The 15,936-nt window shown below is 62.3% G+C and carries 13 protein-coding genes; 6 read left to right on the top strand and 7 right to left on the bottom strand.

The window, feature by feature from the left end:
* Nucleotides 1-13: 13 nt before the first annotated feature.
* Together uxaC and ACS4RS_RS07435 are read left to right on the top strand one after the other, a co-directional pair.
* The gene (uxaC, locus tag ACS4RS_RS07430) at nucleotides 14-1,429 is read left to right on the top strand and encodes a glucuronate isomerase (RefSeq protein WP_439011491.1); all 1,416 of its coding nucleotides are present in this window, start codon (nucleotides 14-16) and stop codon (nucleotides 1,427-1,429) included.
* The gene (locus tag ACS4RS_RS07435; protein WP_439011490.1) at nucleotides 1,426-2,883 is read left to right on the top strand and encodes a mannitol dehydrogenase family protein; all 1,458 of its coding nucleotides are present in this window, start codon (nucleotides 1,426-1,428) and stop codon (nucleotides 2,881-2,883) included. Before uxaC ends, ACS4RS_RS07435 begins: the two co-directional genes overlap by 4 nt.
* Before the next feature lie 97 nt (nucleotides 2,884-2,980).
* Here the strand turns inward: ACS4RS_RS07435 and ACS4RS_RS07440 are convergent, their stop codons facing one another.
* From ACS4RS_RS07440 to ACS4RS_RS07470, 7 genes are all read right to left on the bottom strand, one after another.
* Nucleotides 2,981-5,431 carry a GcvT family protein gene (locus tag ACS4RS_RS07440; RefSeq protein WP_439011489.1) on the bottom strand — a complete coding sequence of 817 codons (2,451 nt, stop codon included), beginning with the start codon at nucleotides 5,429-5,431 and terminating at the stop codon, nucleotides 2,981-2,983.
* Entirely contained in the window at nucleotides 5,432-6,307 is an 876-nt protein-coding gene (locus ACS4RS_RS07445; protein WP_439011488.1) for a phosphotransferase, read from the bottom strand.
* A gap of 65 nt (nucleotides 6,308-6,372) precedes the next feature.
* Nucleotides 6,373-7,449, bottom strand: coding sequence for a sn-glycerol-3-phosphate ABC transporter ATP-binding protein UgpC (locus tag ACS4RS_RS07450; protein WP_439011487.1), 1,077 nt, complete (start codon nucleotides 7,447-7,449; stop codon nucleotides 6,373-6,375).
* Between the two features lie 32 nt (nucleotides 7,450-7,481).
* Complete coding sequence (locus ACS4RS_RS07455) at nucleotides 7,482-8,579, bottom strand: Gfo/Idh/MocA family oxidoreductase (protein ID WP_439011486.1); 1,098 nt, start codon at nucleotides 8,577-8,579, stop codon at nucleotides 7,482-7,484.
* Nucleotides 8,579-9,466, bottom strand: coding sequence for an ABC transporter permease subunit (locus ACS4RS_RS07460; RefSeq protein ID WP_439011485.1), 888 nt, complete (start codon nucleotides 9,464-9,466; stop codon nucleotides 8,579-8,581). Before ACS4RS_RS07460 ends, ACS4RS_RS07455 begins: the two co-directional genes overlap by 1 nt.
* The gene (locus tag ACS4RS_RS07465; protein ID WP_439011484.1) at nucleotides 9,459-10,418 is read right to left on the bottom strand and encodes an ABC transporter permease subunit; all 960 of its coding nucleotides are present in this window, start codon (nucleotides 10,416-10,418) and stop codon (nucleotides 9,459-9,461) included. Before ACS4RS_RS07465 ends, ACS4RS_RS07460 begins: the two co-directional genes overlap by 8 nt.
* Nucleotides 10,419-10,424: 6 nt before the next feature.
* Nucleotides 10,425-11,711 (bottom strand): extracellular solute-binding protein, encoded by a 1,287-nt coding sequence (locus ACS4RS_RS07470; RefSeq protein ID WP_439011483.1) that lies wholly within the window; start codon nucleotides 11,709-11,711, stop codon nucleotides 10,425-10,427.
* 205 nt (nucleotides 11,712-11,916) lie between these two features.
* On the opposite strand from ACS4RS_RS07470, the gene ACS4RS_RS07475 reads away from it, so the two are divergent.
* From ACS4RS_RS07475 to ACS4RS_RS07490, 4 genes are all read left to right on the top strand, one after another.
* A complete protein-coding gene (locus tag ACS4RS_RS07475; protein WP_439011482.1) occupies nucleotides 11,917-12,594 on the top strand; it encodes a TetR/AcrR family transcriptional regulator in 678 nt (225 codons plus the stop codon).
* Between the two features lie 130 nt (nucleotides 12,595-12,724).
* Nucleotides 12,725-13,873: a Gfo/Idh/MocA family protein gene (locus ACS4RS_RS07480; protein ID WP_439011481.1), complete on the top strand. Its 1,149-nt coding sequence runs from the start codon at nucleotides 12,725-12,727 to the stop codon at nucleotides 13,871-13,873.
* Between the two features lie 3 nt (nucleotides 13,874-13,876).
* A complete protein-coding gene (locus ACS4RS_RS07485) occupies nucleotides 13,877-15,040 on the top strand; it encodes a dihydrodipicolinate synthase family protein (protein WP_439011480.1) in 1,164 nt (387 codons plus the stop codon).
* 30 nt (nucleotides 15,041-15,070) lie between these two features.
* On the top strand, nucleotides 15,071-15,901 hold the full coding sequence (locus ACS4RS_RS07490; RefSeq protein ID WP_439011479.1) for a TIM barrel protein: 831 nt from the start codon (nucleotides 15,071-15,073) through the stop codon (nucleotides 15,899-15,901).
* The last annotated feature ends 35 nt before the right edge of the window (nucleotides 15,902-15,936 follow it).

Raw genomic sequence — 15,936 nt, forward strand, 5'->3', positions numbered from 1 at the left:
GGGAGGAATACTGATGGATGTAGGAAACGGCTTTCTTCATCCGGACCGGCTCTTTCCGGCCGACCCGGCAACACGGACCATTGCGCGCGACCTCTACGAGACGGTACGCAATCTTCCGATCGTCAGCCCGCACGGGCATACCGAACCATCCTGGTTCGCCGACGACAAGCCCTTCGAAGACGCGGCTTCGCTGCTGGTCATTCCCGATCATTATCTCTTCCGCATGCTGCACAGCGTCGGCGTCGCCCTGGACGAGCTCGGCGTGCCGCGGCTCGACGGCAAGCCGGTGGCTGAGGGACGGGCGATCTGGCGGACTTTCGCGAAGCATTACCATCTCTTCCGCGGAACGCCTTCGAGCCTCTGGGTCGACCATGCGATGTCGGCCGTGCTCGGCTGCACCGAGCCGCTGACGGCTGATAATGCCGATGCGCTCTACGACCATATCAATGCTCAGCTTGCCCTTCCCGAATTCCGCCCGCGGGCGCTGCACCAGCGATTCGGCATCGAAACGATCGCGACGACGGAGGGCGCGCTCGACCCGCTGGCCCATCACCAGAAGATGGCGACCGACGGCTGGATCGGCAAGGTCCGCACCACTTACCGGCCGGACAGCGTCACCGATCCCGACGCCGTCGGCTTCCGCGACAACCTCGTCAAGTTCGGAGAGATCACCGGCGCCGATGTGACGCGCTGGGACGGGCTGATCGAGGCGCATCGACGCCGGCGCGCCTATTTCCGCCAGTTCGGCGCCACCGCGACCGATCACGGCGTGCCGACAGCCTTCACCGCCGACCTGCCGCTTGCCGAAAAGCAGGCGCTGCTCGACAAGGCGCTGGAGGGGCCGCTTTCGCGTGAAGAGGCCGAACTCTTCCGCGGCCAGATGATGACCGAGATGGCCGGGCTTTCGGCCGAAGACGGCATGGTCATGCAGATCCACGCCGGCTCGCGGCGCAACACCGACAGCGGGCTGTTTGCGACGCGCGGCCCGAATATGGGCGCCGATATCCCGACGCGCACCGACTGGGTCGGCGGGCTGAATGCGCTGCTTTCCAGATACGGCCATGCGCCCGGCCTGCGGGTGCTGCTCTTCACCCTCGACGAGACGACCTATGCGCGCGAGATGGCGCCGATGGTCGGCCATTGGCCCTGCCTGATGATCGGTCCGCCCTGGTGGTTCCACGACAGCCCGCTCGGCATTCGCCGCTATCTCGACCAGGTGGTGGAAACGGCGGGCTTCGCCAACATGGCCGGCTTCAACGACGATACGCGGGCGCTGCTTTCGATCCCGGCGCGGCATGACGTCTGGCGCCGCGAAGTCTGCCGCTTTCTCGCCGGGCTCGCCGCCGAGCACCGGATTTCCAAGAGCGAAGCCGAGATCGTGGCGGGCGAACTTTCCTATAGCAATGCGAAGAAGGCCTACAAGCTGTGAGCGAACGACTGCAGACCCTTTCCGGCCTCGCCCCGACGGCGAAGCTTCCCGCCTATGATCGCAGCCGGCTGAAAAGCGGCATCCTGCATCTGGGACCCGGCGCCTTTTTCCGCGCGCATTTCGCGCCTTTTACGGATGGCGCGCTCGCAGCGGAGGGCGGCGACTGGGGCATCGAGGTGGCAAGCCTGCGCACCGCCGATGTCGCCGACAATCTCAGTGCCCAGAACGGGCTCTATACGACGCTGATCCGTGACACCTCGGGCACGACGGCTGAGGTGATCGGCTCGATCCTGAAGGCGCATGTGGCGCCCCGCGATCCGGCCGGCCTGCTGGCGCGGCTCGAAGACCCCGATATCCGCATCGTCAGCATGACAGTGACGGAAAAGGCCTATGGTTTCGATCCAGCAACCGGGGGCCTCGACCTCAAACATCCCGATATCGTCGCCGACCTCGCCAACCGGCATGCGCCGCGCGGCGTCATCGGCTATCTCGTCGAAGGCCTCGCGCGCCGCCGGCAGAAGGGCATCGCGCCCTTTACGCCGCTGAGCTGCGACAACTTGCCGAGCAACGGCGCTGTTTTGAAACGTCTGGTACTCGAATTCACCTCCCGTATCGATGCCGATCTGCATCGCTGGATCGAAGCGAATGTACCCTTCCCGTCGACAATGGTCGACCGCATCACGCCGGCCAGCACCGACGCGACCTATGCCGATGCCGAGCGGCTGACGGGCCGCACGGATATGGCGGCGATCGAGACGGAACCCTTTACGCAATGGGTCATCGAAGACCATTTCGCCAATGGCCGGCCGGCCTGGGACAAGGTGCGCGGCGCGCTGATGGTCGAAGACGTCTCGGCCTACGAGAAGATGAAGCTCCGGATGCTGAACGGCGCCCATTCGCTGCTCGCCTATCTTGGTTATATCGGCGGCTATGAATTTATCCGCGACGTGATGGACGATACCGCCCTGGCAGCGCTTGCCTACCGCCACATGCATGCGGCCGCGAGAACGCTCGATCCGGTCCCCGGCATTGATCTCGACGACTATGCCAACGAATTGATAGCACGCTTTGCAAACAAGGCGATCGCGCATCGCACCTACCAGATCGCGATGGACGGCACCCAGAAACTGCCGCAGCGGCTGCTGGAACCGGCATGCGAAGCGCTGGCGCGTGGTGATCGGGCGGAAACCTATGCGATCGCCGTTGCGGCATGGATGCGTTATGCGCTCGGCGAGCATGGCAATGGCGATCGTTACGAGCTGCGCGATCCCCGTGCCGCGGAGATCGCCGCGCTGATTGCCGATGTCCCGCGCACCGGCCCGGCGATTTCGGCGGCACTGTTCACCCTGCCCGGACTTTTCCCGGCGGCGTTGACTGGGCATCGGGCCTGGACGCAGGATGTATCGGACAAGCTGGAGATCCTGATCCAGGACGATCGGCTGCCGTTGTTTTGAGAGTTGGGGTCTCTATTGCGCGGGCTCTACCGAGAAGAGGGAGCCAAGCCCGCGGCCGTCCCGCTTCGACGCGGAGGCGCAATTCCGCACCACATGCTCACGCCTTCACCCGCACCATATCAGGATCGTAAAGCGGCCCCAGCGACACCTTGCAAAGGATGCGCTCCCTGGCGACATCGAGTTCATAGGTGCCGGAGAGGATGAAATCTTCCGTCACGCCATCGGCATCGCGTATGTAGCCGTAGCCGATCGGTTTGCCCAGCGTATAGCCGAAGCCGCCGCTCGATAGCCAGCCGACACGTTTGCCGTTGCGATAGATGGTCTCGCGGCCGAGCAGCACGGTATCGGGATCGTCTGGAACGAAACAGGCGAGGCGCTTCTTCACCCCGCCCGACAACTGCCGCTCGATCGCCTCGCGGCCGCGGAAGGGAATGTTCTTCCTGATCTTCACCGCCCAGCCAAGGCCGGCTTCAACAGGCGTATGGTCGGGGCCGATGTCGGAGCCCCAGGCGCGATAACCCTTTTCCAGACGGCAGCTTTCGATGGCGCGGTAGCCGGCATTGACGAGGCCGAACTGGCCGCCTGATGCCATCAGCAGGTCATAGACCGTGGTCGCATATTCGATGGGGATATGCAGTTCGTAGCCGAGTTCGCCGACATAGGTGATGCGCAGCGCCCGCACCGGGCAGCCTGATATGCCGATGGTCCTGACTTGGCCGAAGGGGAAGGCGGCATTGGAGACGTCGCTGCCGGTCACCTTTTCCAGCACGGCGCGCGCATTCGGTCCCATCAGTGACAGCACGGCATAGGCTGAGGTGACGTCAACCAGTTCGGCATGCATCTCCGCCGGAATATTGCGGGCGATCCAGTTGAAGTCGTGGGTGGCGAACCCGGTGCCGGTGACGATGTAATATTCGTCCTCGGCGATGCGGGCAACGGTCAGGTCGCATTCGATGCCGCCCTTGTCGTTCAGCATCTGCGTGTAGATAAGCGATCCCACAGGCCTTGCGACATCGCTACAAGCGATCCAGGAGAGTGCCGCCTCGGCATCCCTGCCCTTCAGCACAAATTTGGCGAATGAGGTCTGGTCGAAGATGACCGCCGCCTCGCGCACTGCCTTGTGCTCGCGGCCGACAGCGTCGAACCAGTTCTGCCTGGTATAGCTGTAGACGTCCCTCGGCTCCTCGTTGGCGAAGAGATCGGCAAACCAGTTCGGCCGCTCCCAGCCGAGCTTTTCACCGAAACAGGCGCCCTGCGCCTTCAGCCGGTCATAGAGCGGCGACTTGCGGCACGGGCGCCCGCTCGAATGCTCCTCGAACGGCCAGGCCATTGTGTAGTGCTTGCCATAGGCTTCGAGCGTGCGGGTGCGGACCCAGTCGGTATCGAAATGCGGCCGGCCGAAACGGCGGATATCGACCGGCCAGAGATCGTAGGGCGGCTCGCCCTTCGTCACCCATTCGGCAAGCGCCATGCCCGCGCCGCCGGCAGAGGCAATGCCGAAGGCATTGAACCCGGCGCCGACGAAGAAATTCTTCAGTTCCGGCGCCTCGCCGAGAATGAAATTGCCATCCGGCGTGAAACTTTCCGGGCCGTTCAGCAGCTGCTTGACCCCGACATTCTCCAGCGCCGGAACGCGGCCGAGCGCCTGTTCCATGATCTGTTCGAAATGGTCGAAATTGCTGTCGAGCAGCGTGTAGTGAAAACCCTCGGGGATGCCTTTCTCCGCCCAGGCGATGGGGTTCGGCTCATAACCGCCCATGACTATGCCGCCGACCTCCTCCTTGTAATAGGTCAGGCGATCGGGATCGCGCAGCGTCGGCAGGTTGGAGGGGACGCCGAAGGATTCGGTGATGATATATTGATGCTCGACCGAGACCAGCGGCACGTTGACGCCGAAGCGTGCGGCCAAGGCGCGCGTCCATTGGCCGGCACAGACGACGACCCGCTCGCATTCGATGCGGCCTTGCGCCGTGACGACGGCGCGGATTCGTCCCTTGTCGATCTCGAGATCGAGAACCTCGGTATCCTCGAAGATCGAAACGCCGGACAAACGGGCGCCCTTCGCCAGCGCCTGGGTGATGTCGGAGGGGTTGGCCTGGCCGTCCGTGGGAAGGAAGGCGGCGCCGACGAGATCGTCTGTCGTCATCAGCGGCCAGAGATCGAAGGCCTCCTGCGGCGTCAGCAGCTGCATTTCGAGGCCAAAGGACTGCGCCGTGGTCGCCTGGCGCTTGACCTCCGTCCAGCGCTCCTCGTTGCAGGCAAGGCGCAGGCCGCCATTCATCTTCCAGCCGGTGCCGAGGCCGGTTTCCTCCTCCAGCCGCTTATAGAGATCGACGGAATAGCCGAGCAACTGGGTGATGTTAGCACTGGTGCGCAGCTGGCCGACGAGGCCGGCGGCATGGAAAGTGGTGCCCGAGGTGAGCTTCTTGCGTTCCAGCAGCACGGTATCGGTCCAGCCGAGCTTGCCGAGATGATAGGCTGTCGAGCAGCCGATGATGCCGCCGCCGATGACAACGGCTTTCGCCGTCTTCGGTAATTGTCTCGTCATTTATCGTTTCCGTTCAAAAGCTTGGTAGGCGCGTTCGAAACGCGCGAGGTTTTCGGCCGTATAGGCGGCATAGTCGAATTGGATGGTGGAGTGGATTTCCGAAATCATGCTCCAAAGCGTCTCGCGCAGCAGCGAGGCGCATTTCATCGCGGCGCAACGGCGGCTGAGTTCATCGGTCAGCGGCCGGTCGAAATAGCTCTCCAGCATCATCTGCTCGGCGGCTTGCGAGAACTCGTTGTTGGAGGCCAATCCGCCGAGGTCGAACAGCGGCGTGTTGAAGCCGGCATAGTCCCAGTCGATCAACCAGAGCCGCCTGCCGTCATCGAGAAAATTGGCGGCCAGCAGGTCGTTGTGGCCGAAGGCAATGTCGAACGGCCCTGCCGCTTGTTCCAGCGTCTCGGCCCTGCCGATCAGGACCGGCAACAATGGCAGATAGGGGCTGCCCGCCTCCTTCAGGCTGGCGGCGTAGTCGCGGATGACGTGGAAGACCCAGAAGATCATCGCCTGGCCGCGGAAATGCCGGGCGATGTCGTGATGGCAGGCGCGGATTAGCGGAACGATCCGGGCGAGCATGCCCGGTGTCCTGACGTCCTCCGGCGACAACGCCCGCGCGTCGATATAATCGAGCACCAGCACGCCGGGCGAATGGTGGATGACAGCCGGCGATATGCCGGCGGCATGCGCCGCCCGACTTGCGGCAAGCTCGTTCTGGCGGCTGATGTGATGGATCGGAATATCGGTGCCGAGTCTGACCACGCAGCGCGCGACGGCATCGCTGACCAGATAGTTCCGGTTGGTGATGCCGCCTGAGATCGGCGAGATTTCGATCGGGCCCTGCCAAATGCCGAGCGCATGAATCCTATCTTCAGGCGTCATGCATCATCCCCCATCACCTTCTCGAAATGATGGGGCAGAGCAGGATCGGCTGTCAAGCAGGACGGCTAGATCGTCCTTCCAGCGGCGTCGAAGACGTGGCAGCGAGCCGGATCGAAGAAGGTCTTCACATTGGCGCCGCGCTCGACCTTCTGCTGGCCGTCGAGGGCGATCGTCAGGAGCTGGCCATCCGGCGTCGTGGTGTAGAGCATGGTGGCGCCGCCGAGATTTTCGACCAGATCGACGTTGACGGTTGACAGCGTGATGACGCCCTCCGTGAGGGAAAGATGCTCGGGGCGGATGCCGAAGGTGACATCCTGGCCGGCTTCGCCTTTCAGCCGGCGTGGCAGGCGGACGGAATTGCCGCAGACATGGATGCTGGTTTCCGTCTCGCCGACCTGCTCGATGCGGGCCTTCAGAAAATTCATCTTCGGGCTGCCGATAAAGCCGGCGACGAAGCGGTTGGCCGGATTGTTGTAAAGATCGAGCGGCGCGCCAACCTGCTCGATGCGGCCGGAATTCAACACGACGATCTTGTCCGCCATCGTCATGGCTTCGACCTGGTCATGGGTGACGTAGATCATCGTGTTGCCGAGCTGCCGATGCAGACGGGAGATCTCGACGCGCATCTGCACGCGCAGTTCGGCATCGAGGTTCGACAGCGGTTCGTCGAACAGGAAGATGCGTGGCTCACGCACGATGGCCCGGCCGATGGCCACGCGCTGGCGCTGGCCGCCGGAGAGCGCCTTCGGCTTGCGCTCCAGGAGCTTCTCGATCTGCAGGATCTCGGCGGCGCGTTTGACCTTCGGCTGGATCTCGGCCTTCTTGTAACCCGCCGTCTCCAGGCCGAAAGCGAGGTTCTTGTAGACCGACATATGGGGATAGAGGGCGTAGGACTGGAAGACCATGGCGATGCCGCGCCTGGCGGGCGCCACCTCGTTCATGCGCTCGTTGTCGAGCAGCAGCCCGCCGCCGGTGATTTCCTCAAGGCCGGCGATCATCCGCAGAAGGGTCGATTTTCCACAGCCGGAGGGACCGACAAAAACGACGAATTCGCCGGGATCGATCGTCAGGTCGATGCCATGGATCACATCCAGCGAGCCGTAGCGCTTCTCGACCTTCTGAAGAACGACACTGGTTGCCATCTTCTCAAAACCCCTCTCGTTTTATTTATCGGTTACTTCGTTCTTGCACGCCAATCGGCGTATTTCGGACTGTCCGGACCGACCGGCAGCGGCACTTCGGCGCCGCTGTCGGAAGACTGGTAGATGGCGGTGACGAGTTCCAGCGCGCGGCGCGCATCCACCGTCGTCACCGGCAGCGGCCCATGGCCGCCGAGGAAGGCGTGAAACTGGCCCATCTGGGTGGTGAAACGCGGCGCGACCGGCTGCCAGTCGCTGATCAACCGGTCGATCTTTGCCTGCACGTCGTCATTGGCGGCGATGATCTTCCAGGGGTCCTTGCCCGGCGTATAGGGCTCATGGCTGCTTTCGAAGGTGACATTCTCGAAGTGCAGCCTCAGCCGGCTCAACTGTTCCTGCGATCCCAGCGTGCAGGACAGCGAGACGAAGGCGCCGTTTTCCATCAGCAGGCTGGCGGAGGCGCAATCCTCGACCTCGATATCGTTGACGCGGGTGGCGACACGGCCGAAGACCCTTGCCGCCGGACCCATCAGATGCATCATCATGTCGTGCAGGTGCAGCGCATGGGTGACGAGCACGCCGCCGAGTTCCGTCGCCCATTTGCCGCGCCAGGGCACGGCGTAATATTCCGGCTTGCGCAGCCAGAAGGTTTCGACCGAAGCCGTATAGGCTTTGCCGGCAATGCCGGCATCGATGATCCGCTTGGCCTTCTGGATGCCGTCGCCGTAGCGATACTGGAAGATCGGCATCAGCACGCCTTTGGCGGCTTTCTCCGCTGCCATGATGGTATCGACGGCGGCAAGCGAGCCAGTCAGCGGCTTTTCGCAAACGACATGTTTGCCGGCGGCAAGGGCAGCCACCACCTGTTCCAGATGGATGCCGGGCGGGGTGCAGATATCGATGATGTCGATCGTTTCGTCAGCGAGCAACTCCGCAAAGGAGGTGGTGCGCCGTTCGATGCCGAACTCGTCGCCGACTGCAGCCAGCCGCTCTCCATTCAGGTCACAGATGGCCACGACCTTGAATTTGTCGGCATGCGGCAGATAACCCTCGACAATGTGGGAGCGGCCAATGCCGCAGCCGACGATCGCGACCGTTCTCATGCTCATGTCACTCTTTCCCGTTGCCGCCATCAACGCTTCATGCCCGTCGTGGCAATGCCCTCGATCAGCAGGCGCTGGAAGAACAGGAAGAAGAAGAATACCGGCACGAGCGTCAGCGTCGACATGGCGAACAAGCCGCCCCAATCCGATGCGCTGGTGGAATCCACGAAGGTACGCAGGCCGAGCTGGATCGTATAGGTGTTCATGTCGTTCAAGTAGATCAGCGGACCGAAGAAATCGTCCCAGGTCCAGATGAAGGAGAAGATGGCGGCCGTTGCCAAGACCGGCAGCGACAGCGGCAGCATGATCTTCCAGTAGATGCGCCAGGCGCTGCAGCCGTCCATCATCGCCGCCTCGTCGAGTTCGCGCGGGATGCCGCGGAAGAACTGAACCATCAGGAAGATGAAGAAGGCATCGCTTGCCAGGAACTTCGGCACGACAAGCGGCAGGATGGTGTTGACCCAGCCGAGATCGAGGAAGAGCACATATTGCGGGATCAGCGTCACATGGTAAGGGATCATCAGCGTGCCGAGCATGATCGCGAACCAGAAGTTCCGGCCGACAAACCGCAGCCGCGCAAAGGCGAAGGCCGTCAGCGAACAGGCGATGACATTGCCCGTCACCACCAGCAGCGATATGACGAGCGAATTCCAGAAGAACCGGCCGAAGCTAACGTCGAGGCCGACCCAACCGCGCGCATAGGACGAAAAATCGATCGACGACGGGATGAGTGAAGTCGACGAGAAGATCTCGGTTTCCGGCCTGACTGATGCCGAAACCATCCACAACAGCGGATAGAGCATGAGAAGCGATGCGGCGATCAGCAGGGCGTGGATGATGAGCGACGCCGGCAGGCTGCGTTTGGTGATATCCGATGGCGGCCTGGCCGCAGTGGCGGAAGCGGTCATCTCAGTCATCGTAGTGCACCCAATAACGCGAGGTCAGGAAGGAGAAGGCAGTGAAAACGGCGATGATCAGCACCAGAATCCAGGCAAGTGCGGAGGCATAACCCATGCGGAAATTGCCGAAAGCTTCCTGGTAGAGGTAGAGCGTGTAGAATAGCGTCGAATTGATCGGCCCGCCGGTGCCGCCCGATATGATGAAGGCCGGCGTGAATGCCTTGAAAGCGTCGATCGTCTGGACCACGGCGTTGAAGAAGATAACCGGCGTCAGAAGTGGCAGGGTGATCTTGTAGAATTGTCGGAATTTCGAGGCGCCGTCGAGGCTCGCGGCCTCATACATATCCTGCGGGATCTGGCGCAAGCCGGCCAGGAAAATAATCATCGGCGAGCCGAACTGCCAGACGGACAACGCCACCAGCGTATAAATCGAATAATCCGGATGCGAGATCCAGCTCGGACCTTCAATGCCAAAATGCGAGAGTGCGGCATTGACGAGGCCATCACTGGCGAAAAGCTGACGCCAGAGCACGGCGATCGCCACGCTGCCACCCAGCAACGACGGCAGATAGAAGATGGCGCGATAGATCGGCAGCCCACGCAGGCCGCGGTTCAACGCCATGGCGACCAGCAAGGCGAAGGTCAGTTTGAACGGCACCGAGAAGACCACGTAGGTCAGGGTGACGTGCATGGCGGCCGAGAATTTCGGATCCGCCGTGGCGATGCGCACGTAATTCGCAATACCCACCCACCGCGGCGACTGGATCATGTCGAAGTCGGTGAAGGAGAGGTAGAGCGAAATCAGGGCCGGCCCCAGCGTCAGCCCGAAAAAGCCGACGAGCCATGGCAGAAGGAAGAGATAGCCGGGAGCATTGGCATTCCAGATACGCTTGAAGCGTCCTTCGGCCATGGCCCCCTGATATCTTTCCACGGATATGGCCCCTGCGGGCGTGCGCATCGCATTGCTCATACGGGATCAGCCTCTTGCGAGAATCTGCGTAATTTCAGCGACGAGTTGCTTGCCGCCATCGGAGGGAGACAGCTGTCCGAAGCCGACCTGTTCGGCGATGTTGCGCAGCATCAACTCGCCTTCACCGGCGCCGGCCGGCGGCGGCGGCGGCAACTTGCCGGCGAGGTCGCCAAGGCCGCTGACATATGCCAGCGCAACCTTGCCGTTCTCGTCGAGCTTTGCGGCAACGACCTCGCGCATTGCGGCCGATTCCGGAATGCCGCGTTCGACATCCAGGAGCAGCGCTGCCTCGGGGTTCTTGACGAAGAAATTGACGTAGTCCACCGCCAGGTCCACCGACTTCGACTGGGCCGAGACCGAAAAGAACATTGAAGGCTTGCGATAATGGCCGCCCTTCGAATCCGCCTTGATGCGCATGTAGTTGGTGAGCGCCAGCTTGTCCTTGTTCATCTGCTGATAGGCAACGAACTGGTTGGAATGGGCAAACCCAGCGGCTGACTTGCCGAGCGATAGCGTGTTGGTTTCGATATCGTTTTTGTCGAGAGCCTGGACGTCGGCGGGCACGCAGGCGCCGGCCGTGCGGAACTTGGCCCACATGTCGTACCATTCCGATGCGTCGTCCACGTCGAAGGCGATCTTGCCATCGGCGGTATAGAGTCCCTTGCCGCGCTGCCGCAGCCAGTTTTCGAACAGCGGTTCGCCGCCGCTGCCGTCGGCGAGGCCGAACATGCCCTTGCGTTTGCCCGCCTTGGTGATCTCCGCACCCATGCGGCCGAATTCTTCCCAAGTGGTCGCCTGGGTCGGAAGATCGACGCCGGCTTCCTTGAAGGCAGTGGTGTTCAGAACCGTCGCGGCCGAGTTTGCACCCAGGCTGACGCCATAGAGATGGCCGTCGACGCTGCCGCCTTCGATCTGCGCCTTGTCGAAATCGTCGAGGTTGAGCTTGGCCGGCATGTAGGATTCAAGCGGCGCAAGCGCGCCGCGACGCGCGTACTGAACGATATAGCGGTAGTCCATCTGGATGACGTCAGGCGCATTGCGGCCGGCGACCTGGGTCGCAAGGCGCGGCCAGTAATCGCCCCAACCGAGGAATTCCCCGGTGATCGACGTGCCCGAATTCTTCGTCTGATAGAGTTGCGAAACCTTGTTGGTGCGGTCGGCGCGCGGCTGCGAGCCCCACCACAGGAGGCGCAAGCGCTTTTCCTGTGCAAAAGCGCTAGTTCCCAGCGCCGAGAGCGAAAGAAGCGTTGCGCCTCCCGCCACGAAATTACGTCTGCTTACACGTAGGCTCATTTTTTCCTCCTCTAAAGGGGAAGCGCCTCCACACGCTTCCGATGTAGTTACTCTTGCATAAATAACTAATTGGTTACAAGCTACGAGCAAAGCGGCAAGCCTGTCAAGCGGGGTGTCGGTTCTTGCTCGCCGCCCTTCTAAATTCGGTTTTTACAATTTCGCACCGAAGGCTTATGAGCGCAACATGCGAGACGGAGGGGAAACGATGAACGACAACGGCGAAAACGGGGAGAAGAAAAAATCCCGGCGCCCATCTCAGGAACGCACGGCGCAGCGCGATCCGGAGCGAACGCGCGCCGCGATCCTGGAAGCGGCCACCCGGGAATTTGCCGAAAACGGCATGGGCGGGGCCCGCGTCGACGCCATCGCCGAGCGCGCCGGCACCAACAAGCGCATGCTCTACCATTATTTCGGCGACAAGGAGCAGCTCTATCTCAGAGTGCTCGAAGAAGCCTATGTCGGCATCCGCACTGCCGAGCGCGCGCTGCATATCGGCGACCGCAGCCCGGAGGAGGGCATAGGCGAACTGGCGCTCTTTACCTGGCGTTATTTTCTTCAGCACCCGGAATTTCTCAGCCTGCTCGGCACGGAAAATCTGCATCGAGCCCGCTGGCTGCGCCAATCCGTTCGGCTCAAGGAACTGCATTCTCATCTGATCGGCGAGCTGTCGGACGTCCTCGAGCGGGGAAAGAAGCAAGGCGTCTTCGTCGAGAGCGCCGATCCGCTGCACGTCTATCTGACGATCGCCTCGCTCGGCTATTTCTACCTGTCCAACCAGTACACGCTTTCGACGATCTTCGGCCGCGATCTGATCGAGCCGACGCATCTCAATGCCTGGGAAAGACATATCGTCCACGTGACGCTCGCCTCGATCAAGCACTGAATTCCGAAATCAGGATTTGACTATTGACAGCCTCGCCGCTCTTCTGCCATCAAGTAACTGTTTAGTTACCGGCTTGGGAGGGCCGGGCTTGATGCCCACTCCCGCCGCAAAAGATTCCAGGGAGGAAAACATGGCACGCTTGGGGATCATCTTGCACGGCGTTACGGGCCGCATGGGGTACAATCAGCACTTGGTGCGTTCGATCCTCGCATTCCGCGACCAGGGCGGCATCACGCTGAAATCGGGCGAGAAGCTCGAAATCGACCCGATCATCGTCGGCCGCAACGGCGCCAAGATGGAAGAGCTGGCGAAGAGGCATAACATCAAGCGCTGGTCGACCGATCTCGATGCCGCTCTTGCCAATCCCCACGACACGATCTTCTTCGACGCCGGCACCACGCTGATGCGCGCCGAACTTTTGTCCAGGGCGCTCGATGCCGGCAAGCATGTCTATTGTGAAAAGCCGATTTCCGACGACCTGCAGGTGGCGATCGATCTTGCCCGCAAAGCGCGGCGCTCCGGGCTCAAGCACGGCGTCGTGCAGGACAAGCTCTTCCTGCCCGGCTTGCGCAAGCTGGCGCTGCTCAAGGATTCCGGCTTCTTCGGCAAAATCCTCTCGGTGCGCGGTGAATTCGGCTATTGGGTTTTCGAAGGCGATTGGGGCGTGCCGGCCCAGCGCCCCTCCTGGAATTACCGCAAGGGCGACGGCGGCGGCATCATTCTCGACATGCTCTGCCACTGGCGCTACGTACTCGACAATCTGTTCGGCGAGGTAAAGGCCGTCTCCTGCCTCGGCGCTACGCATATTCCGCGCCGCATCGACGAGCAGGGCAAGCCCTACGATTGCGACACCGATGATGCGGCCTATGCGACCTTCGAGCTCGAAGGCGGCGCGATCGCCCAGATCAATTCGTCATGGGCGGTGCGCGTGCGCCGCGACGATCTCGTTACCTTCCAGGTCGACGGCACGCATGGTTCGGCCGTCGCCGGCCTGACGAAATGCTGGAGCCAGCACCGCGTCAACACACCGAAGCCGGTGTGGAACCCCGACCAGCCGCAGACGATCGACTTCTACAAGACCTGGGACGAGGTTCCGGACACCCAGGCTTTCGACAACGGTTTCAAGGTGCAGTGGGAAATGTTCATCCGCCATGTCGTCGAAGACGCGCCGTGGCCCTATGGCTTGGAAGCCGGCGCCAAGGGCGTGCAGCTGGCCGAACTCGGCCTGAAATCCTGGGCCGAACGCCGCTGGCTCGACGTTCCCGCATTGGAGTTCTAAGCCGTGACGACGATCAATCTCCCGCTGGACGGCAAGATCGTCCCCTATACGCTGACCGGCACACCGATCGAACTGAAGAAACGCGACGCGAAGGCCTTTCCGCGCATCGCCTTTGCCGCCGCCCATGTCGTGGCCGATCCGCTCGCCGACAACGATCCCTGGCTGACGCCGGCGATCGACTGGGAGCGGACGCTTGCCTTCCGCCACCGGCTCTGGGATCTCGGCCTCGGTGTCGCCGAAGCGATGGATACCGCACAGCGCGGCATGGGTCTCGGCTGGCCTGAGGCCCGCGACCTCATCCGCCGAGCGCTTGGCGAAGCGGCCGGCCGCAAGGATGCGCTGATCGCCTGCGGCGCCGGCACCGACCATCTGACGCCGGGACCCGACGTGACCGTCGATACCATTCTCAGAGCCTATGAAGAGCAGATCGAGACAGTGGAGGCGGCAGGCGGCCGCATCATCCTGATGGCGAGCCGGGCGCTTGCCGTCGCCGCCAAGGGGCCGGACGATTATGTCATGGTCTATGACCGCATCCTCCGCCAGGTCAAGGAACCCGTCATCATCCATTGGCTCGGCGAAATGTTCGACCCGGCGCTCGAAGGCTATTGGGGCAATGGCGACCATCTGAAGGCGATGGAAACCTGCCTTGACGTGATCGAAGCCAATGCTGCCAAGGTCGACGGCATCAAGATCTCGCTGCTTTCCAAGGAAAAGGAAGTGGCGATGCGCCGGCAGCTGCCGAAGGCCGTGCGCATGTATACCGGCGACGACTTCAACTATGCCGAACTGATCGCCGGCGACGAAGAAGGCCATTCCGATGCGCTGCTCGGCATTTTCGATGCGATCGCGCCGGCAGCGTCGGCTGCGCTCGACGCGCTCGGCCGCAAGAGCAACCACGAATTCTTCGACCTGCTCGAGCCGACCGTGCCGCTGTCACGCCACATCTTCAAGGCGCCGACGCGTTTCTACAAGACCGGTGTCGTCTTCCTCGCCTATCTCAACGGCCTGCAGGATCATTTCGTCATGGTCGGCGGCCAGCAAAGCACCCGCTCGCTGACGCATCTGGCAGAGCTCTTCCGCTTGGCCGACAAGGCGCGGGTTCTGGCCGATCCGGAACTGGCAACAGCGCGCATGCGCCAAGTGCTTGCCGTCCACGGCGTTCATTGAGCGCCGGCACGGCAATGGGAGGAGAATGACATGCAGGTCGAAGGACTTTCGATCAACCTGGCGACGATCCGCGAGCAATGCGGTTTTGCCGAAGCCGTCGACATCTGCCTGAAGCACGGCATCACCTCGATCGCGCCCTGGCGCGACCAGGTCGCCAAGGCCGGCCTCGATGAAGCGGTGCGGATCGTCAAATCGAACGGCATCAAGCTGACCGGGCTTTGCCGCGGCGGCTTCTTTCCGGCCGCAAACGAGGCCGACTGGCAGAAGAACCTCGACGACAACAGACGCGCCATCGACGAGGCGGCGGCCTTCGCGGCCGATTGCCTGGTGCTCGTCGTCGGCGGGTTGCCGGGCGCTTCGAGGGATATCGTCGCGGCCCGCCAGATGGTGTTCGACGGTATTGCCGCGGTGCTGCCGCATGCGCAGGCTGCCGGCGTGAAGCTTGCCATCGAGCCGCTGCATCCGATGTATGCGGCCGACCGGTCCTGCGTGAACACGCTCGGCCAAGCGCTCGACATGTGCGAACCGCTCGGCGAGGATGTCGGCGTTGCGATCGATGTCTACCATGTCTGGTGGGATCCCGATCTTGCCAACCAGATCGCCCGCGCCGGCCGGATGAAACGCATCTTTGCCCATCACATCTGCGACTGGCTGGTGCCGACCAAGGACATGCTGCTCGACCGCGGCATGATGGGCGATGGCGTCATCGACCTCAAGGGCATAAGACGGATGGTCGAGGCCGCCGGTTTCTTCGGCGCGCAGGAGGTGGAAATCTTTTCGGCCGAGACCTGGTGGAAACGCCCGGCCGACGAGGTGATCGCCACCTGTGTCGAGCGCTTCAGAAGCTGCTGCCAGATCTGATTTCAATATTCGTTTCATCACGCATGCAGGAGGAT

It is taken from the genome of Rhizobium sp. F40D2, from assembly GCF_051810745.2.
In the GTDB taxonomy this organism is placed as follows: Bacteria; Pseudomonadota; Alphaproteobacteria; order Rhizobiales; family Rhizobiaceae; genus Rhizobium.

Excerpts from the sequence above, each read along its gene's own strand:
- uxaC (WP_439011491.1), top strand. The coding sequence starts at position 14 with ATGGATGTAGGAAACGGCTTTCTTCATCCGGACCGGCTCTTTCCGGCC.
- ACS4RS_RS07440 (WP_439011489.1), bottom strand. The coding sequence starts at position 5,431 with ATGACGAGACAATTACCGAAGACGGCGAAAGCCGTTGTCATCGGCGGC.
- ACS4RS_RS07445 (WP_439011488.1), bottom strand. The coding sequence starts at position 6,307 with ATGACGCCTGAAGATAGGATTCATGCGCTCGGCATTTGGCAGGGCCCG.
- ACS4RS_RS07450 (WP_439011487.1), bottom strand. The coding sequence starts at position 7,449 with ATGGCAACCAGTGTCGTTCTTCAGAAGGTCGAGAAGCGCTACGGCTCG.
- ACS4RS_RS07455 (WP_439011486.1), bottom strand. The coding sequence starts at position 8,579 with ATGGCGGCAACGGGAAAGAGTGACATGAGCATGAGAACGGTCGCGATC.
- ACS4RS_RS07460 (WP_439011485.1), bottom strand. The coding sequence starts at position 9,466 with ATGACTGAGATGACCGCTTCCGCCACTGCGGCCAGGCCGCCATCGGAT.
- ACS4RS_RS07465 (WP_439011484.1), bottom strand. The coding sequence starts at position 10,418 with ATGAGCAATGCGATGCGCACGCCCGCAGGGGCCATATCCGTGGAAAGA.
- ACS4RS_RS07470 (WP_439011483.1), bottom strand. The coding sequence starts at position 11,711 with ATGAGCCTACGTGTAAGCAGACGTAATTTCGTGGCGGGAGGCGCAACG.
- ACS4RS_RS07475 (WP_439011482.1), top strand. The coding sequence starts at position 11,917 with ATGAACGACAACGGCGAAAACGGGGAGAAGAAAAAATCCCGGCGCCCA.
- ACS4RS_RS07480 (WP_439011481.1), top strand. The coding sequence starts at position 12,725 with ATGGCACGCTTGGGGATCATCTTGCACGGCGTTACGGGCCGCATGGGG.
- ACS4RS_RS07490 (WP_439011479.1), top strand. The coding sequence starts at position 15,071 with ATGCAGGTCGAAGGACTTTCGATCAACCTGGCGACGATCCGCGAGCAA.